The following is an 18099-nucleotide window of genomic DNA, read 5'->3' as shown; positions in this document are numbered from 1 at the left end:
GACGAAACGAATACCGACTCAGCAGCCGCAACCACCGCCGCAGCAGCCGCCACCTGTGGTGGGAGCGGTCCCGCCAAATCCGCTACGACTGATTGTCGCGACCGTGGAGAGGAGTTTGACTGTGTCGTCGTGCCCCTGCGGGCAGCGGGCCGGCTCGGCGGCTCGGGCCATGGGCCGATTGACCTCAAAGGTGTTACCGCAGGCGCGGCAACGGAACTCGTACCGGGGCATGCCGTCCAGCCTACGACCGCCCCGGACGCACAACCGGACATGGGTGATACTCGACAGGTGGTGGACGGCAAGGAGAACCAGACCCTCGGGCCCCTGCGCCCGGCCGCACCGGGCGGGGGAACGCAGAGTGGATCCGACGTGGCCGCTGGCCGGCGGTCCGGGCCGGTACCCCGGCCGCGCCGACCGTGGCTGCGACCGCCGACACAAGACCCCGACCCGAAGCCGACGCAGAACCCCGACCCGAAGCCAACGCGGGACCCCGACACGAAGCTGACGCAGAACCCCGACGCGAAGCCGACGCAGAACCCCGACGCGAAGCCGACGCGGAGCGCCGACGCTGACCCGGTCAATGAGGTCACCCCAGCGGGCCCGGGCGACGCGGATCGGGCCGACGAGGTCGCGCCGGCTGGCTCCACCGACCCGACCGGGCCGGAGCGGGCCACGAAAGCCCGGCGGCACCGGGTCCCCTTCGCGCACGCCATCCGCGTCTCCCCCACCCGCGTGGCGGTCGGCGCGACGCGTGCGGTCCACCGCTGGTCGCGGCGCCCCAGCGGCCAGCTCACCCTCCCCGGCGGCTTCCTGCTGGTCCTGGTCGCGGCGACCGTGGCGGCCGGTGCCCTGCTGGTGCCCGCCACGGCGCGTTCCGGCCCAACCGTCGCTGCCGCCACCGCCGGCGTAACAGCCGCACCGACCTTTGCGCCCGACGGGCCGCCCCCCGCCGGCACCCTGCCCCCACCCGACGCCCCGCCCCCCGGCCTCGGCCGACCCGCCGACACGCTCGCAAGCTGGGCAGCCCAGACCGCCCCGAAGGTCGGCATCGCACCGGTCGCGTTGCAGGCCTACGGCTATGCCGAACTGGTCCTCGCCCAGACCAACCGCAGCTGCGGCCTGAGCTGGACCACGCTCGCCGCGATCGGGCACGTCGAGTCGGCGCACGGGCAGGCCAACAACGCTCAGCTCGGGTCGAATGGTCGGGCCGCTCCAGAGATCATCGGCCTGCCGCTGGACGGGCAGGGCGGCCGGATGCTGATCCGCGACACCGACCGCGGCACGCTGGACCAGGACGCCACCTATGACCGGGCGATCGGGCCGATGCAGTTCATTCCGACCACCTGGCAGGAGATCGGGGCCGACGCGGACAACGACGGCCGCAAGGACCCGCACGACATCGACGACGCCGCCCTGGCCGCCGCCAACTACCTGTGCAAGGGCGGCCGAAACCTGACCATCGCCGGCGACTGGTGGAACGCCATTCTGTCGTACAACAATGTGCGGCAGTACGCGCAGGACGTCTTCGACAAGGCCAACCAGTACGGGCAGGCAAGCCGAAGTTGACGTGATCATCCACGTTTCCGGGAAATCCCCTACTTCCCCCGAGCAGCGGTAAGCGGCAAGCTAGACGGGTGATGATGCGCGAATGTGATCTTCGGGCCGCGTCGTCCGCCGAGATGGTGTCCCTGCTGGACACGTTGAACGCGGTCCTCGCCGCCGATCTGCCGCAGGACCCGCCCTGGCAGGGGAGCTTCCTGCGGGAATACCTGAGCGAAATGATGCCGGGCGAGCGGCGGATCTCCTGGGTGGCTGAGCCCGACCCGGGCCAGGACGACGAGGTGGCCGCGCCGGGGATGGTCAACGTGCTGCTACTCGGCAGCATCGGCGTACTCGAGGTGTTGGTGCACCCGTCGGCCCGCCGCCGCGGCCTCGGCCGCGAGCTGGTCCTGACCGCCGCCCGCCGGGTCTACCAGGAGGGGTTCCAGACGATCGGCGTGGAGGTGGTCGGTGACACCCCGGCGGTCGCCTTCTTTCAGTCGCTCGGTTTCACCCGAGAGTTTGTCGAAACCCGCAGCGTGCTTGACCTGGCCGGAGTGGACTGGGCGGAGCTGGGCAAGACGGCCGACGGCATCCGCCCGGGATACGACGTGCAGTTCCACCCCGGTGGGCTGCCCGATCACCTCATCGACGCGTACGCGCGGGCCAAGGCGGAGGCGCGCGATGTCGAGGAGGGCGAGCTCCGTCCCAGCTCCTATGACCCGCAGCGGCTCCAGGACAGCCTCGCCTGCCTGCACCGACGGGGGATGACCCCATACATCGTCCTCGCGCTGCACCGGCAGACCGGGGAGGTGGCCGGGCTGACCGAGGTGGTGGTGCCGGCGCAGCACCCAACCCGGGCCGACCAGTACGACACGATCGTCGTACCGGCGCACCGCGGGCACGACATCGACCGGGCGATGAAGGCACGCATGCTGTTGGAGCTGCGCTCGGCCGAGCCGGCGCTCACCGAGGTGCAGACCTGGAACGCGCAGGACAACGAGGCGATGCTGAAGGTCAACGCCGAGCTGGGCTACCGCCCCGACCGGGAGTGGTACGAGTACAGCGTTGACGTTGCCGAGTTGGTCCACCGGCTCGACGCCACCACCAAGATTTCACCATCGGGCCCTTCGGGGGATACAGCGAGGTAGGGCGCAACCTCTAACCTTCGCTCGTTCCCATCCACCCCACCGTGGAGGCTCCATGCGCCCGCGTCGCGCACTTGCCGTCTTCGCCACCGTCACCGTTACCGCGAGCCTCGCGGCCGTCGGGGTCACGCCCCACGCCGCCACCGCCGCCCCAACCGACCTGTTCATCTCCGAGTATGTCGAAGGCTCGTCCAACAACAAGGCGGTCGAGCTCTTCAACGGCACCGGCGCGCCGGTTGACCTCGCCACCGGGGGCTATCAGCTGCTGCTCTACTTCAACGGCTCCACCACGCCGACCACCTTCACCCTGACCGGCTCGGTTGCGGCGGGAGACGTCTTCGTCTTCGCCCACTCGTCGGCGAACGCGGCGATCCTCGCCCAGGCCGACCAGGTCACCGGTGCCGGACTCTTCAACGGTGACGACGCGGTCGTGCTGCGCCGCGGCGGCACCGTGCTCGACGCGATCGGCCAGGTGGGCGTCGATCCGGGCACCGGGTGGGGCACCGGCCTGACCGACACCGCCAACCACACCCTCCGCCGGCTGGCCGGCATCACCGCCGGTGACACCGACCCCGGCGACAGCTTCGACCCGGCCACCGAGTGGGCCGGCTTCGACACCGACACGGTGGACGGGCTCGGCGCGCACCACACCGGCGGCGGCCCGGTAGACACCCCCGCCACCATCACCTGCGGCGATCCCCTGGTTACGCCGGCGGGCACCGCGGCGTCCCGGGAGGTCACCGCGACCGACCCGGATGATGAGATCGTCGACCTGGCGGTCACGTCAGTCAGCCCGACACCGGCCACCGGCACGATCAGCCGGACGGCGTTCACGCCGGCCGGAGCAGTCGGTGGCACCGCCCGGGCCACCGTCAGCGCGAGCGCCGACCTGGCCGCCGGGGCGTACTCGGTGGTCCTGACGGCGACCGACGCCGACGGCACCACCGCGACCTGCACCCTGCCGGTGCAGGCCACCCGGGAGCTGACGGTCGGCGAGGTGCAGGGCCCGACCACCGATGCCGAGGAGGGCGCCACCGACCGCTCGCCGCTCGCGCCGGCCAGCGGCAACGGTGCCAGCACCGCGCAATACCAGATCCGGGGCGTGGTCACCCAGCGCACCCTGGCCCGCGACTCCGCGGGCCGGGACCAGCACGGGTTCTTCCTCCAGAGCCGTGCCGACGCGACCGACGGCGACCCCACCAGCTCCGACGGCATCTTCGTCTTCATGGGCTCGCACACGTCGCTCATCGGCGGTTACGTGCCGACCGTCGGCGACGAGGTGGTGCTCCACGCCCGGGTCTCCGAGTACTACCACATGACGCAGCTCTCCAGCGCCGCACTGGTCCGGCGGATCTCCACCGGGCTGGACGTGGACCGGGTGGTCACGGTGACCGACGCGGTACCCCCGGCCGACCTGGCCGACGCGCAGCGCTTCTGGGAACGGCACGAGGGGGCCCGGCTGCGGGTGCGCGCGGATAGTCAGACGGTGAGCGGGCGCAACGTCTTCGCCTCCTCCGCCGACGCCGAGACCTGGCTGGTCGACCGGGATGACCCGCTCCTGGACCGGAGCGAGCCGCACACCCGCCGGGTGTTCCGCGATGCCCACCCGCTGGACAACGACCCCACCCAGACCTTCGACGACGGCAACGGCCAACGGATCATGCTGGGCAGCATGGGCGTCAAGGCCGCCAGCGGCGACAACACCACACTGCTCCCCCCGGCACGCACCTTCGACACGCTGACCGGCGACGCGGTGGGCGGCCTCTACTACTCGTTCCAGAAGTACGGCGTCCAGGTCGAGTCCGCGGCGTTCGCGGCCGGAACCGACCCCGCAACGAACCACCCGCCGCAGCCGGCCCACCGGTCGACGGAGTACGCGGTCGCCGCGTACAACGTGGAAAACCTGTACGACTTCCGCGACGACCCCTTCGACGGCTGCGACTTCGCCGGGAACGACGGCTGCACCGGCGTGCGTCCCCCGTTCGACTACGTGCCGGGCAGCGAGCAGGAATACCAGGAACAGCTCGCCGCGCTGGCCGACCAGATCACCAACGACCTACACTCCCCCGACCTGATCCTGGTCCAGGAGACCGAGGACCAGGACATCTGTGTGGTCGACGGCAGCACGCTGGTCTGCGGTAACACCAACGACGCCGACGGCGCACCGGACTCGCTCCAGGAGCTCGCGCTGACCATCGCCGACAACGGTGGCCCGGCCTACGCGGCTGCCTACGACCGCAGCGGCGCTGACAACCGGGGCATCACCTCGGCCTTCCTCTACCGCACCGACCGGGTCGCGCTGGCCGCGGCGACCGCCGACGATCCGCTGCTCGGCGCCGCCCCGACCGTCCAGTACCGCGCGCCCGGGCTGCCATCCAACGCCGACGTGCAGAACCCCAAAGCACTCAACGCGGTCCTTCCGCCCGATGTGGATACCAGCACCGGCAAGGACGGCGACAACGTCTTCACCCGCGCGCCGCAGCTCGGCCGGTTCACCATCGCCGCCGCCCCCGGCTCGAGGGAACGGCTGACGCTCTGGGCGGCCAGCAACCACTACTCGTCCGGCCCCGACCGCCGGGTGGGGCAGCGCCGGGAGCAGGCGGCGTACGGCGCGGCGATTGTCACCGCGGTCGAGGCGGCGGACCCGGACGCCCGAGTGGTGTTCGGCGGGGACCTGAACGTCTTCCCCCGCCCTGATGATCCCATCGCGACGGCCGCCGACCCGACCCCGTCGGATCAGCTCGCTCCCCTCTACGAGGCGGGGCTGCGAAACCTCTGGGATGACCTGCTCGCCGACGCGCCGTCGTCCGCCTACTCGTACAGCTTCGCCGGCCAGGCCCAGACGCTGGACCACCTCTTCGTCACCCCGGCGCTCCACGCTGATCTGGTGCAGATGCGGGCCGCGCACGTCAACGCCGACTGGCCGGCGGAGTACGCGGGGGACGGGTCACGCGGCGCCAGTGACCACGACCCGCAGGTGGCCCGGTTCCGGTCCCGCCCGACGCTGACCGTCTCCGACGCCTCGGTGGTCGAAGGTGATCGGGGCAGCAGCGAGCTGGACTTCACCGTCACCGTCTCGCGTCCCCTCTCCGAGCCGACCCTGATCTGCGCCCTGACCCTGGGCCGAAGCGCACGGCCGGGCGTTGACTACCGGTCGTACGTCGGTTGCCAGACGCTGGCGGCGGGCCAGACAACGCTGACCTTCCCGGTGTCGGTGCGTGGCGATCGGAAACGAGAAACCGACGAGAGGCTGACTCTGCTGGTGGTTGGTGGTCCTGGGCTCCAGATCGCCGATCCGCTCGGCACCGGGACCATCGTCAACGACGACTGACCGCCCACTGGCCTCGCCACCGGCGACCTGGGAAGTCGTCACGGCCCGCCGGCCCGGTACTCGACCGGGCCGGCGGGCCGTGACGTTGCTGTGGGCCCGGCTGCCGGCGGTGGGCCGGCCGGGCGCGGCGGCGTCAGTAGCGCTGACGCAGCAGCTGCGCGGCCTCGACCGCCCAGTAGGTGAGGATGATCTCGGCTCCGGCCCGACGAATCGAGGTGAGCGTCTCCAGCATCGTCTGCTGGCGGTCGATCCAGCCGTTCGCGGCAGCCGCCTCGACCATCGCGTACTCGCCGGAGACCTGGTAGGCGGCGACCGGCACGTCAACGGCGGCCCGGACCGCCGCGACCACGTCGAGGTACGGCAATGCCGGCTTGACCATCACCATGTCGGCGCCCTCGGCCACGTCCAACGCCACCTCGCGCAGGGACTCCCGCAGGTTCGCCGGATCCTGCTGATAGGTCCGACGGTCGCCGTCCAGCGTCGACTCCACCGCGTCCCGGAACGGGCCGAAGAACGCGGACGCGTACTTCGCCGTGTAGGCGAGGATGGCCACGTCCTGGTGACCGGCGGCGTCCAACGCCCGCCGGACCACGCCGACCTGACCATCCATCATCCCGGACGGCCCGACCACGTGCACCCCGGCCGCCGCCTGCGCCACCGCCATCTCCGCGTACGCGGCGAGGGTGGCGTCGTTCGCGACCGACCCGTCGGAGGCCAACACACCGCAGTGCCCGTGCGAGGTGAACTCGTCCAGACAGAGGTCGCTCATCACCACGGCGGCGTCGCCCACCTCGGAGACAACGTCCCGGATGGCGGCGTTGAGAATGCCGTTCGGGTTGGCCCCGCCGGAGCCGAGCTCGTCCCGGTCAGCCGGAACCCCAAAGAGCATGATCCCGCCAACCCCGGCCTGGACCGCCGAGACCGCGGCCTTGCGCAGCGACTCCCGGGAGTGCTGGAGCACCCCCGGCAGGGACGGCACGGACCGGGGCTCGGTCAACCCCTCCTTGACGAACAGCGGCACGACCAGCTCGGCCGGGTCGACCCGAGTCTCGGCGACCAACCGCCGCAGGGCTGGGCTGCGACGCAGCCGCCGGGGTCGATGCTCGGGATACGGCACGGGTCCTCCAGGGTCAGCGGAACCGGAGGGCGGTCGGCCCCTGCACCTTCGAGCCGCGCCGCTGCTTCGCCGGCATCGCGGCGAGCTTCTCGCGCAGCTCGACGGCGTAGCCGGCCAGCTCCTCCACCAGGTCAGGGACCGAGGCGTGCGGTGGCTGCACGTCAACCCGAAGGCCGAACTCGGTAGCGGTCTCCGCCGTCTTGGGCCCAATAACCGCAACAACGGTACGCGCGTGCGGCTTCCCGGCGATGCCGACCAGATTCCGCACCGTGGACGACGAGGTGAAGAGCACCGCGTCGAACCCACCCGACTTGATCGCGTCGCGGATCTCGGCCGGCGGTGGCGCCGCCCGAACCGTCCGGTAGGCGGTCACGTCGTCAACCTCCCAGCCGCGCTCGGTGAGCCCGGCGGCGAGCGTCTCGGTGGCGATGTCGGCGCGCGGCAGCAGCACCCGACCGACCGGGTCGAGCACCTCGTCGTGCGGCGAGAACTCGGCCAGCAGTCCCTCCGAGGACTGCTCCCCGGCGGGGATCAGCTCCGGCCGGATCCCGAAGGCGCGCACCGCGTCGGCGGTCGCTTCGCCAATGCAGGCGATCTTCACACCGCCGAAGTGGCGGGCGTCGAGGCCGTGCTCGGCGAACTTCTCCCACACCGCCCGGACCGCATTCACCGAAGTGAAGATCACCCAGGCGTACCGGCCGTCGACCAGTCCCTTGACCGCCCGCTCCATCTGCGCGGGGGTACGCGGCGGCTCGACCGCGATGGTCGGCACCTCGCAGGGGATCGCGCCGTACGCGCGCAGTCGGGCGCTCATCACACCCGCCTGCTCCTTGGTCCGCGGGACCAGCACCTTCCAGCCGTACAGCGGGCGGTTCTCCCACCAGCTGAGCTTGTCCCGCTGGCCGACGCCCTCGCCGAGGGTGAGCACGACCCGGCCGGTGAACCCGAGCGCCGCCGCGACGAAGGAATCAACCGTCGACGTGGTCGTGTACTGGGTCTCACCGGTGCCGTCGCCGGTCACACCGACCGCGGTCGCGTCGTCGACTCCGGCGGCGAGCAAACCGTCCCGGATCGCGGCGAGATCCCCGGCGTCCACCGCGAGGGCCAGCGGGCCCCGGGTGACGGCGGCGGCCAGCGCCTCGAAGTCAAGCGTGGTGACATCCTCGATGTCGGCCGCCGTCCGGACTCCGGGCAGCGGCACACCCGCGTAGGTCGCCACCCCCTCGGCCTGGCCGACGCCCGGGACCACCTCGAACTGGCCGGCGGTCCGGGCGACCGCCTGCACCTCCCGGACCACCGCCTCGTGGCCGAACGGGTCACCGGCGACCAGGTGCACCGCGTTCAACCCGGAGCGGGCCGCCGAGATCAGGACCTTCGCCACATCGCCCGATCCGCCCTCGGCCAGGGTCAGCTGAGCCTCCTGCTTCGCCTGAGTGCGGACGACATCGAGCAGCGCCTCGGGGACTCCCCGGTCATAGACCACCTGGTCGGCGCTGACCAGGGCGTCGTATCCCCGGCGGGTCAGCAGGCCCGGATCGCCGGGACCGGCCCCGACGAACGCGATACGGCCTACGGGCTTACGGGTGCGGGTCATACTGTGCTCCCAAATTGCTGGGTCCCCGGGCCAAGGTTCCGTTGCTGGCCGAGGATCGAGTCGGCGCCGAGGTCGAGAAGATCAGTGGCGAGGGCCTTTCCGATCTCCACCGCGTCGGCGGGCGTTCCGGTGCGGGACAGCCGGAGGTCACGAGTGCCGTCCGGACTGATCACCGCCCCGCGCAGGTAGATCTCTTCACCGACGTCGCCTTCGGCGAGTTCGGCGTAGGCGGCGACCGGGGCACTGCACCCGGCCTCCAGGGTGGCGAGCAACGCCCGTTCCGCGACGACCGTGGCGCGGGACGGTGCATGGTCGAGTACCGCGAGCAGCTCGACCAGAGCCGAATCGTCGGACCGGCACTCCACCGCCAGCGCCCCCTGGGCGGGAGCGGGCAGCATCAGCATCGGGTCGAGCGTCTCGGTGATCGTGTCGGCACGATCCAGGCGGGCCAGCCCGGCCCGCGCCAGGACCACCGCGTCCAGGTCGGCCTCCGGCCCAAGCACCCGCGCCAACCGGGTACCGACGTTACCCCGGATCGGCTCGACCTCGAGTTGAAGCCCGAGCGCGTGCAGCTGGGCGATGCGGCGCAGCGCACCGGTGCCGACCCGGGCGCCGGGCGGCAGTTCGGCGAGCGTACGGCCGCCGGTGGCGACGAGCGCGTCCCGTGGGTCCTGCCGAGGTGGAACGGCCGCGACGTACAGACCGGGGGCCGCCGCGCTCGGCAGGTCCTTGTACGAGTGCACCGCGAAGTCGATGGTGCCCGTGGCGAGGGCGTCCCGCAGCGCGGAGACGAACACGCCGACACCGAGCTGGTGCACCGGGGCCGCGGAGCGGTCGCCGGTGGTCACCACCTCGACCAGCTCCACCGGGGTACCGGTGGCCTCGGTGAGGGCCTTCGCGACCTGCCCGGACTGGGCCATCGCCAGGGCGCTGCCCCGAGTACCGAGGCGTAGGGGGACCTTCATCACTCACCTCCGGTGGGTGGGGCCTCGGCGTCGCCGCCGAGCGGGGGGTCGACGTCGGGCACCACCACATCAGGGACGGTGCCGACCGGGGAGGTCTGCGGCACCTCCAGGTCAAACAGGTCGCGCAGCAGCACCGCGTACTGGTCGCCGCCGGGCTCGGCGGCGAGCTGGCGGACCCGGACGGTCGGCTGGTGCAGCAGCCGCTGGACGACGCGGTGCACCGTCCGGGCGACCTCGGCCCGCTGGGCGTCGGTCAGGTCCGGACAACGCTGGGCGAGCCGGCCCAACTCGGCCGTGACCACGTCGTCAGCACGGCCCCGCAGGGCGGCCACGGTCGGCGCGACGTCAGCTCCGCGCAGCCAGGTGAGGAAGGCGTTGACCTCCGCCGCGACGATCTGCTCCACCGCGGCGGCGTCAACGGCGACGGGGCCGTCGGCGACCAGCGCCGCCATCCGGTCGATGTCGATGACCTGGACGCCGGGCAGGTCGGCCACGCCCGGCTCGACGTCCCGTGGGACAGCCAGGTCGAGCAGGACCAGCGGCCCCCGGGATGGGTCCCGACCAGCGAGCGCTCGGGCCACCACCGCGCGGGTGAGGACCGCCTCGGTGGCGGCCGTGGCGGCCACTACAATATCCACTGTGGAAATCGTCTCGGTGAGGTCGGCGATCGGTACGGCGGTCGCGCCGTACGACCCGGCCAGCCGGGCGGCGCGGTCGGCGCTCCGGTTGGTCACGGTGACCGGCCCGGCCCCCAACCGAGTGAGGGTGGCCACGCCCAGCGCGCCCATCGCTCCCGCCCCCACCACCAGCGCGGCACGGCCGGCCAGGTCGCTGTCGAGCAGCTCGGTAGCGAGGCCGAGCGCAGCGGTGACGACGCTCTGTCCGGCCCGGTCGATCCCGGTCTCGGAGTGGGCCCGCTTCCCCACCCGTAGCGCCTGCTGCATCAGCTCGTGCAGCAGACGGTCAACGGTGTCGACCTCCGCCGCCCGGTGGTACGCGTCGCGGAGCTGGCCGAGGATCTGGGCCTCACCCACCACCATGGAGTCCAGCCCGGTGACGACCCGGAAGACGTGGTTGACCGCCGCGACGTCGAAGTGCACGTACAGGTGGTCGGCGAGGGCTGCCGGCTGGCAGCCGGTCGACTCGGCCAGGACAGCGCAGATGTCACCGAGCCCGCCGTGGAAACCGGACACCACGGCGTATACCTCCACCCGGTTGCAGGTGGAGACGAGCACCGCCTCACTCACGTACGGCTGTGCGACCAGGCGGGTCAGAACGTGGGAGAGGTCGGCGGGGGCGACCGTGAGTCGCTCCAGGACGGCGACCGGGGCAGTGCGGTAAGACGCGCCGACGACTAGCAGTTTCACGTGCCGATCGCCTCCTGGGGGTCGGTGGCGGCGAGGTTACCCGGCAATGGGGCGAGGGGGGCCTCGCCGCCGGGGAGCGCGGTCCGGGAGGCCTTACGGTGCTCATGGAAGGACAGGATCTGCAGCTCGACGGCGAGGTCGACCTTACGTACGTCCACCCCGTCCGGCACGGTCAGCACGCAGGGCGCAAAGTTCAGAATGCTGGTCACTCCGCCGGCGACCAGCCGGTCGGCGACCCGCTGGGCGGCGGCGGCCGGGGTGGCGATCACGCCGATCGCGATCGACTCCTCGGTGGCGACCCGGGACAGCTCGTCCACGTGCCGAACGACCAGACCGTTGATCTCCTCACCGACCCGGACGGGGTCGGCGTCGAAGAGCGCGGCGATGCGGAAGCCGCGGGTGGCGAACCCGTCGTAGCCAGCGAGGGCATGACCGAGATTACCCACTCCGACCAGGGCGACCGTCCGCCGCTGGGTGAGCCCCAGGACGTACTCGATCTGATCGATCAGGAGGGCTACGTCGTAGCCGACACCCCGAGTGCCATAGGAACCAAGGTGGGACAGATCCTTGCGGAGTTTGGCGGAATTGACTCCCGCAGCCGTGGCCAACCACTCACTGGAGACCGTCTCGTGACCGTTTTCGGCCAGGCTGTGCAGGGCACGGAGATATTCGGGAAGCCGGGCGACGGTCGCCTCCGGCAGATCCGGCAACGCCGGCACGGCGACAGGGCGTTGCGGCGCGCCGGGCGGACGGTGCTGACTCATGAAACTCCGTGCGGTGGGATCCTGGGCCAACTCCGCCGGGCCGGGTCGGGACTCCCGCTGGCCACCGAGAAGACCGGCTGTGCTAGCGGGGCGGGTCGGAACTACAGAGTAAGCGCTTGTGAAGACACGCACAAATCGCGATCTTGGTCGCCCACGACGCGACTCCACCCGGCCCCCCGTTCCACAAGATCAATGTCTCGACTTCGCCCACGCCGTCCGGCGATTATTACTCAATTAAGACTTCTCTGACCAATGACACGGGGTCGCGTCGCCCACTTCCCGACGAGCGTGGTAGCGCCAGCACCCCCAACATTCGGCGGCGGGCAGGATGGGTCGGCTCGGTTTCGCTGCCTAACCTCGGGGCATGGCCGCTGCCCGCGTAACCGCCGCCCCCGTTTCCCACCCGCCGCGCGGGCTACTCCGCCAGCTCCTGCGCGACTCGGGCTACGTGCTGTCGGGCCTGCCCCTGGCCATCGTCGGCTTCGTGGTGGCCGTCACCGGATTCTCCCTCAGCCTCGGTCTGCTGGTGACCGCTCTGGGCCTGCCGGTCCTGGCCGGCACACTGTATGCCGTCCGGGCCCTGGCCGACGTCGAACGGATCCGGCTGCCCGCCGTGCTGGGCGTGCCCCGGATCCGCCCGGTCTACCGAGTAGCCGACTCGGGTGCCGGCTTCTGGCGCCGGACCCTGACACCGGCCCGGGACCTACAGTCGTGGCTCGATCTGCTGCACGCGTTCTTCAAGATGCCGGTGGCGACAGTGACCTTCTCCGTGCTGCTGACCTGGTGGGTGCTGGCGATCGCCGGCATCAGCTACGGGGCCTACGACCGGGCGATACCGTACGGTCCGAACGACCAGGGCCTGAGCACACTTCTCGGGATGGGCAACGGCTCCGGCCCCCGGATCTTCCTGAACACCGCCATCGGGGTGTTCGCCCTGCTCACCCTGCCGCTGATCGCTCGCGCATGTGCACGGATCGAGGGCAACCTGTCCCGTTCGCTCCTGACCGGCGTGGCCGAGTTACGCAACCAGATCACCATCCTCGAAGAACAGAAGCGCGCATTCGCCTCCGCCGAGGCGAATGCGCTGCGCAAGCTGGAGCGAGACATCCACGACGGGCCGCAGCAACGGCTGGTCCGACTCGCGATGGATCTCAGCCGGGCCCGCGAGCAGCTCACCAGCAACCCGGTAGCGGCCGGGCACACGCTCGACGAGGCGGTTGACCAGACTCGGGAGACCCTCACCGAGCTGCGTGCGCTGTCCCGGGGCATCGCACCGCCCATCCTGGTTGACCGCGGACTACCGAGCGCCCTCGCGGCGCTGGCCGGGCGCGGGTTGATCCCGATCGAGCTACAGGTTGACGCCGGGCTCGGCGAACCCGGCGGCCGGCTCGACCCCGCGGTGGAGAGCACCGCGTACTTCGTGGTCGCCGAGGCACTCACCAACGTCGCCAAACACAGCCGGGCCACCGAGTGCCGGGTCTTCGTGGAGCGGGCCGGCCAGCGACTGCGGGTCAGCATCGACGACGACGGCCAGGGCGGCGCGCACCTGGCCAAGGGGCACGGGCTGGTCGGCGTCGCGGACCGGGTCCGGGCCGCCGGGGGGCAGCTCCTCGTGACCAGCCCCGCCGGCGGCCCCACCGCGATCCGCGCCGAACTCCCCACCACAACCGGAAAGTGGTAGACACGCAGCCATGCAGATCGTGATCGCTGATGACGCTGTTCTGCTCCGAGAAGGGCTGATCCGACTCCTCACCGAACGTGGCCACCAGGTGGTGGCCGCCGTCGGTGACGGCGACGCCCTGGTGCAGGCGGTGGTCGCCCACCGCCCCGACGTGTCGATCGTTGACGTACGCATGCCGCCGTCCCACACCGACGAGGGGCTCCGAGCCGCCGTCCAGGCGCGTGCTCTGGTGCCAGCGGCGCCGATCCTGGTGCTCTCCCAGTACGTCGAGGCGTCCTACGCCGACGACCTCCTGGCCACCGGGATCGGGGTCGGCTACCTGCTCAAGGACCGGGTGGCCGCGATCGACGAGTTCCTCGACGCGCTGGACCGGGTCGCCGCCGGGGGCACCGTCCTCGACCCCGAGGTGATCACCCAGCTCTTCGCCCGCCGACGCCGCGACGATCCACTGCGGGCCCTGACCCCACGCGAACGCGAGGTCCTGAGTTTGATGGCCGAAGGCCACTCCAACACCGCGATCGCCCGAACCCTGGTGGTGACCGATGGTGCGGTCGAGAAGCACGTCCGCAACATCTTCACCAAGCTCGACCTCCCACCAGACGTCGAGCAGCACCGCCGGGTCCGCGCGGTCCTGGCCTACCTCCGCGGCTGAGACGGGCGCACGATCAATACGCGTGGGCCAGAGCGACCGCCCCGGTGAGGGTCTCGGCGACCGGATGGCCGGAGGCCCGCAGCCGGGCGGGGTCGGTGAGCCCGCCGGTGTAGAGGACCGCGCGGCCACCGACCGATCGGGCCGCCTCGGCGTCGTCGAGCGAATCACCGATCAGCACCACGTCCTGGCCATCCAGCCCCAGCTCAGCCAGGTGCCGGGCCAGCGACTCGGCCTTCCGGTCACCACCGACCTCAGTCCGGAGCCCGTCCACCCGCAGGAAGTGCTTGGTCAGTCCGTAGGTCTGCACGGTTGGCACCAGATCCTGGTGGAACCACATGGACAGCAACGACTGGCTCCCGGGCCAGGACGACATCGCGTCCACCGCGTCGTGTGCCAATGCGCAGGTGGTCAGCCCGTCCAGGTACGCCTCGTGGAAGATCTTGTCCAGCTGGCCGAACGCCGCCTCGTCCACCGCCTGCCCGAGCACGTCGGCGTAGTAGTCGGCGATCGGTCGCCGAAACCGAACCCGATGCTCGTCGGCGGTCACTGTCGGCCCGCCGACGCTGGCGAAGGCGACATTGGTTGCCGCCACGATCAGGTCCAGATCGTTGAGCAGGGTTCCGTTCCAGTCCCAGACCAGGTGCGGGTGCGCAGACCTCATCGCCGCACCCTACCTGGCAGCCTCAGAGCTGCGGAGTGGTCAGATCGCGGAGCAGCCGCTCCTCCTCGACCCGCCAGTAGCCGTGCTCCTTGCCGTCGAGCAGCACCACCGGCAGCCGGTCCCCGTACTCACGCTCCAGCTCCACATCGTCGGTGACGTCCTTCTCCACCCACCGGTCGTTGGTGACCGACACCACCCGCTCCAGCGCGGCCTTCGCGTCTTCGCAGAGATGGCAACCAGGCCGGGTGAGCAGGGTGAGGCGGGGTTCACGCATCGGTCTCCTCCGTCGGGACGGCCCCGGCCCGACGACCGGAGCAGGGGGTCTTGCGGCGCGTACGCGTGGACAGTTTCGCCGTTGGCGGGGTGCGGCACAGCCCGTACCGCCCGGCGCCACACCTGGGTGACCCGGCGGGCACCAGCGTCACCGCGCGCGGAGAAGCGTTCGCACCATCGCCGGCCACCTCCTGCACAGCCGTCGAGTCTGGCACAGCGGCGAACGAACGACCGCACCGACGCCAAGGAACAGGACAGCCGCCGACCAGCGACACGCCGGGGCATCGCGACCCACCTCAGGCAGTCCTTTCCATGGGACCGCGCGGTCACGTGCCGTGAGATCAAGGACGCCCTCCACCTGCCACCGGAGCCGGCCGTTGCCGCCATCGCACCCCTCCGGCCAGCCGCCGCACACCTCGCCACGACCATCCACACCCCGATCCACCTGGGATTCTCCTCAAAACACCGGGGAATCCGAAAGTCAACCGCACACGACGGACAACTGGTCCGGCAGAAGTGCGACCCGACCGGAAATACTTTGGCCCTGTGTAACGGACTTGCCACGCGCGGGTGACGTTGACCCCTATCATCACTCGGGTTGGCTCACCCCGTTTTCGTGAGTCAACAACCCCTCAGCCCGAGGAGGCCCACCGTGCCCGACAGCGCATTGGACCAGCACCTCAAGGGGATTCGCCCTGCGCCGGCAGGTCCCCTACCCAGACCATGCGTGCCCGACCGACCCCAACCGCACGCCGGGGACTCGGGCCGCTCGACGGAGGTGCCCCGATGACGACCTTCGGCTATGCGCAGCGGCCGATCGGCCTGGGTGACCAGCCCTCCCGAGCAACGACGAACGAACGGTTGACGCCCCGCGGGCCCCGAGATGACGGGCGGCTCGGCGCCCGGAGCGAGAACGGGGTACGCAACCGTCCACACCCCAACGAGGCCCCCGCCCGGAGCGGGACACCGGGTGCGAACGCCAAGCCGGTCGGGGCCCGGGTCGCCTCGCCAACCCGGCCGACGATGCCGGTACAGGGCCGCCGGAGCGCCGAACCGTCCACCACCACCGACTCCGCCGCCACCGACACGGCGGTGCTGCCCGCGCTGCCCGCCAGCGCACCCGCCACCGGTTACCCCAGCCGTCCCGACCCGTCCGACCCGGCAACCGAAATCTGGGCCCTGGTCGAGCGCGCACAGGCCGGGGAGGCTGAGGCCTTCGGCCTGATCTACGACCGATACGTGGACACCGTCTTTCGCTTCGTCTACTTCCGGGTGGGCAACCGTCAACTGGCAGAGGACCTCACCTCCGACACCTTCCTCCGGGCGTTGAAACGCATCGGTAGCTTCACCTGGCAGGGCCGCGACCTCGGGGCCTGGCTGGTAACGATCGCCCGCAACCTGGTGGCCGACCACTTCAAATCCGGCCGCTACCGGCTCGAGGTGACCACGGGTGATGTCCTCGACGCCGAACGCGAAGACCGGGGGCCGGAGGGCAGCCCAGAGGCGGCTGTGGTCGAGCACATCACCAACGTCACCCTGCTCAGCGCCGTCAAGCAGCTCAACCCGGAACAGCAGGAGTGCATCGTGCTCCGCTTCCTCCAGGGCTTCTCGGTGGCGGAGACGGCGCGGGCCATGGGCAAGAACGAGGGCGCGATCAAGGCTCTGCAGTACCGGGCGGTTCGGGCCCTGGCCCGGCTGCTCCCGGACGGCTTCCGGGCATAGCCGCGCTGGTAGGGCGTTGACGCCCGGGTAGATCGAGCGTCGGTGATATCGATTACTCCCCGTGCTTTCTCCGCACTTGGCCCCGTAACCCCGACCCGGCGCGGCGCGTTCATCCGGGTGCGACCGATACAGTCCCGGCGTCCCCCGGGTCTCGGGTCCGGCCCCACCGCCGGCCTCGAGCCTCCCGTGGTGCCTGCCCGTCCCGGTCGCCGGTGACGATCGCGGCCGACCGGCCGCGCCCAGCGAGGGAGGTGCCAGCGGTGAACAGCGACCTCTTTGTCTCCCGTCGGCGCGCCGAGCGCTTCGCGCAACTTCTCGACGAAGCAAACGGCGGCCGACGACACCATGTCCGATCTCGGGTTGACGACAAGCTCACGGACCTCGTCGCGGTCGGGCAGCAGCTCGGTGACGCCGCCCCGACCGCCGAGGTCAGTACGGAGTTCCGCACCGGCCTACGGGCGATGCTGCTGGCCACCGCCGAACGCGAGGGCCTTGGTCGGCCCGCCTCGGCAGCCGCCGCCGATCGGACGGAGCACCACCCGGCACCGAACCGCTCCTTCCTCCTCCCCGCCGTCACCGCACGGCGGGCCCGGGCCCGCGGTGCGATCCTGATCGGCATCGCGACCGGAGCCGTCGCCGTCTCCGGTATCTCCGCGGCCAGTGAGAACGCGGTACCGGGCGACGCACTGTATGGAATGAAGCGGTCAACCGAGCGCGCTCAGCTCGCGTTGACCGGCTCGGACCACAGCCGTGGGCAGCTCTTCCTGGACTTCGCGCGAACTCGGCTGAGCGAGGCAGCCCACCTGCGCGGCGACCGGGTCGGCTACAGCGGCGTCCTGGACGACATGGACGCCGACACCCGCCAGGGCGTACGCCTGCTCACCACCGCCGCGGTACAGGGCTCCGACCTGACGGCGTTGGACGTGGTCAACACCTTTGTCACCGCGCAGCGTACGGCGGTCAGCGAACTCCTGGGCGACGGAACCCGCGCTGACCGCGACCGCACCCAGCGCTCACTCGCGCTTCTCGACGATGCTCTTGGGCGCTCGGACGCGCTGCGCGCCGCCATCGGTTGCGGGCTGCCCGCGCCGAGCGGCAGCGACACGCTCGGCCCCACTCCGGCGAGCTGCCCCGCCGACCGCTGACACCGCCCGCGGCGGGCCGGCCCCGCTCCGCGAGGAGCCGCCGGCCCGCCGCACACCTGGGTCGTTTGCCCGGTTGCGGGCCCGCCTCGGTCAGCCACCCGGCTACCCTCGCCAGGTGGCGCACGGTGCGCCGGTCGTCC

Annotated in this window: 15 protein-coding genes; 7 read left to right on the top strand and 8 right to left on the bottom strand. The window is 71.3% G+C overall.

What is annotated here, in order from left to right; all coding sequences use genetic code 11:
• Positions 1-18: 18 nt before the first annotated feature.
• The gene (locus AC1UKG_RS02220; RefSeq protein ID WP_026271684.1) at positions 19-231 is read right to left on the bottom strand and encodes an FmdB family zinc ribbon protein; all 213 of its coding nucleotides are present in this window, start codon (positions 229-231) and stop codon (positions 19-21) included.
• Between the two features lie 39 nt (positions 232-270).
• Here AC1UKG_RS02220 and AC1UKG_RS02215 point away from each other — a divergent pair, with 39 nt between their 5' ends.
• From AC1UKG_RS02215 to AC1UKG_RS02205, 3 genes are all read left to right on the top strand, one after another.
• On the top strand, positions 271-1566 hold the full coding sequence (locus AC1UKG_RS02215; protein WP_482641911.1) for a lytic murein transglycosylase: 1296 nt from the start codon (positions 271-273) through the stop codon (positions 1564-1566).
• Positions 1567-1637: 71 nt separating this feature from the next.
• On the top strand, positions 1638-2690 hold the full coding sequence (locus AC1UKG_RS02210; RefSeq protein ID WP_018743208.1) for a GNAT family N-acetyltransferase: 1053 nt from the start codon (positions 1638-1640) through the stop codon (positions 2688-2690).
• Positions 2691-2742: 52 nt separating this feature from the next.
• Positions 2743-6018, top strand: a complete 3276-nt coding sequence (locus AC1UKG_RS02205; RefSeq protein WP_482641912.1) for a lamin tail domain-containing protein — start codon at positions 2743-2745, stop codon at positions 6016-6018.
• A 133-nt stretch (positions 6019-6151) separates the two neighbouring features.
• Here AC1UKG_RS02205 and hemB read toward each other — a convergent pair whose 3' ends face one another.
• From hemB to AC1UKG_RS02180, 5 genes are read right to left on the bottom strand one after another with little or no spacing between them, the layout of a single operon-like run.
• Positions 6152-7135 carry a porphobilinogen synthase gene (hemB, locus tag AC1UKG_RS02200; protein ID WP_018815169.1) on the bottom strand — a complete coding sequence of 328 codons (984 nt, stop codon included), beginning with the start codon at positions 7133-7135 and terminating at the stop codon, positions 6152-6154.
• Between the two features lie 13 nt (positions 7136-7148).
• A complete protein-coding gene (locus AC1UKG_RS02195; RefSeq protein WP_018743205.1) occupies positions 7149-8729 on the bottom strand; it encodes a bifunctional uroporphyrinogen-III C-methyltransferase/uroporphyrinogen-III synthase in 1581 nt (526 codons plus the stop codon).
• Positions 8726-9694 carry a hydroxymethylbilane synthase gene (gene hemC / locus AC1UKG_RS02190; protein WP_018743204.1) on the bottom strand — a complete coding sequence of 323 codons (969 nt, stop codon included), beginning with the start codon at positions 9692-9694 and terminating at the stop codon, positions 8726-8728. Before hemC ends, AC1UKG_RS02195 begins: the two co-directional genes overlap by 4 nt.
• Entirely contained in the window at positions 9694-11061 is a 1368-nt protein-coding gene (locus tag AC1UKG_RS02185) for a glutamyl-tRNA reductase (RefSeq protein ID WP_029123275.1), read from the bottom strand. Before AC1UKG_RS02185 ends, hemC begins: the two co-directional genes overlap by 1 nt.
• On the bottom strand, positions 11058-11825 hold the full coding sequence (locus AC1UKG_RS02180) for a redox-sensing transcriptional repressor Rex (RefSeq protein ID WP_026325202.1): 768 nt from the start codon (positions 11823-11825) through the stop codon (positions 11058-11060). The genes AC1UKG_RS02185 and AC1UKG_RS02180 overlap by 4 nt, the downstream gene beginning before the upstream one ends.
• A 364-nt stretch (positions 11826-12189) precedes the next feature.
• Between AC1UKG_RS02180 and AC1UKG_RS02175 the strand changes: the two genes are divergently transcribed.
• Together AC1UKG_RS02175 and AC1UKG_RS02170 are read left to right on the top strand one after the other, a co-directional pair.
• Entirely contained in the window at positions 12190-13506 is a 1317-nt protein-coding gene (locus AC1UKG_RS02175; protein ID WP_482641937.1) for a sensor histidine kinase, read from the top strand.
• Positions 13507-13516: 10 nt separating this feature from the next.
• Positions 13517-14158: a response regulator transcription factor gene (locus AC1UKG_RS02170; protein ID WP_018815166.1), complete on the top strand. Its 642-nt coding sequence runs from the start codon at positions 13517-13519 to the stop codon at positions 14156-14158.
• A gap of 13 nt (positions 14159-14171) precedes the next feature.
• On the opposite strand, the gene AC1UKG_RS02165 is transcribed toward AC1UKG_RS02170, so the two are convergent.
• Together AC1UKG_RS02165 and AC1UKG_RS02160 are read right to left on the bottom strand one after the other, a co-directional pair.
• The gene (locus AC1UKG_RS02165) at positions 14172-14819 is read right to left on the bottom strand and encodes an HAD family hydrolase (RefSeq protein WP_482641938.1); all 648 of its coding nucleotides are present in this window, start codon (positions 14817-14819) and stop codon (positions 14172-14174) included.
• A 22-nt stretch (positions 14820-14841) separates the two neighbouring features.
• Complete coding sequence (locus tag AC1UKG_RS02160) at positions 14842-15093, bottom strand: glutaredoxin family protein (protein ID WP_018726480.1); 252 nt, start codon at positions 15091-15093, stop codon at positions 14842-14844.
• A 785-nt stretch (positions 15094-15878) separates the two neighbouring features.
• On the opposite strand from AC1UKG_RS02160, the gene AC1UKG_RS02155 reads away from it, so the two are divergent.
• Complete coding sequence (locus AC1UKG_RS02155) at positions 15879-16814, top strand: ECF subfamily RNA polymerase sigma factor, BldN family (RefSeq protein WP_018743198.1); 936 nt, start codon at positions 15879-15881, stop codon at positions 16812-16814.
• Positions 16815-17074: 260 nt separating this feature from the next.
• Entirely contained in the window at positions 17075-17959 is an 885-nt protein-coding gene (locus AC1UKG_RS02150) for a DUF5667 domain-containing protein (protein WP_018743197.1), read from the top strand.
• Positions 17960-18099 lie beyond the last annotated feature (140 nt).

It is taken from the genome of Salinispora sp. CH2A1_6, from assembly GCF_056820975.1.
This window is presented reverse-complemented; position numbering and strand designations above follow the sequence as displayed.

Excerpts from the sequence above, each read along its gene's own strand:
- AC1UKG_RS02220 (WP_026271684.1), bottom strand. The coding sequence starts at position 231 with ATGCCCCGGTACGAGTTCCGTTGCCGCGCCTGCGGTAACACCTTTGAG.
- AC1UKG_RS02215 (WP_482641911.1), top strand. The coding sequence starts at position 271 with ATGGGTGATACTCGACAGGTGGTGGACGGCAAGGAGAACCAGACCCTC.
- AC1UKG_RS02210 (WP_018743208.1), top strand. The coding sequence starts at position 1,638 with ATGATGCGCGAATGTGATCTTCGGGCCGCGTCGTCCGCCGAGATGGTG.
- AC1UKG_RS02205 (WP_482641912.1), top strand. The coding sequence starts at position 2,743 with ATGCGCCCGCGTCGCGCACTTGCCGTCTTCGCCACCGTCACCGTTACC.
- AC1UKG_RS02195 (WP_018743205.1), bottom strand. The coding sequence starts at position 8,729 with ATGACCCGCACCCGTAAGCCCGTAGGCCGTATCGCGTTCGTCGGGGCC.
- hemC (WP_018743204.1), bottom strand. The coding sequence starts at position 9,694 with ATGAAGGTCCCCCTACGCCTCGGTACTCGGGGCAGCGCCCTGGCGATG.
- AC1UKG_RS02180 (WP_026325202.1), bottom strand. The coding sequence starts at position 11,825 with ATGAGTCAGCACCGTCCGCCCGGCGCGCCGCAACGCCCTGTCGCCGTG.
- AC1UKG_RS02175 (WP_482641937.1), top strand. The coding sequence starts at position 12,190 with ATGGCCGCTGCCCGCGTAACCGCCGCCCCCGTTTCCCACCCGCCGCGC.
- AC1UKG_RS02170 (WP_018815166.1), top strand. The coding sequence starts at position 13,517 with ATGCAGATCGTGATCGCTGATGACGCTGTTCTGCTCCGAGAAGGGCTG.
- AC1UKG_RS02165 (WP_482641938.1), bottom strand. The coding sequence starts at position 14,819 with ATGAGGTCTGCGCACCCGCACCTGGTCTGGGACTGGAACGGAACCCTG.
- AC1UKG_RS02160 (WP_018726480.1), bottom strand. The coding sequence starts at position 15,093 with ATGCGTGAACCCCGCCTCACCCTGCTCACCCGGCCTGGTTGCCATCTC.
- AC1UKG_RS02155 (WP_018743198.1), top strand. The coding sequence starts at position 15,879 with ATGACGACCTTCGGCTATGCGCAGCGGCCGATCGGCCTGGGTGACCAG.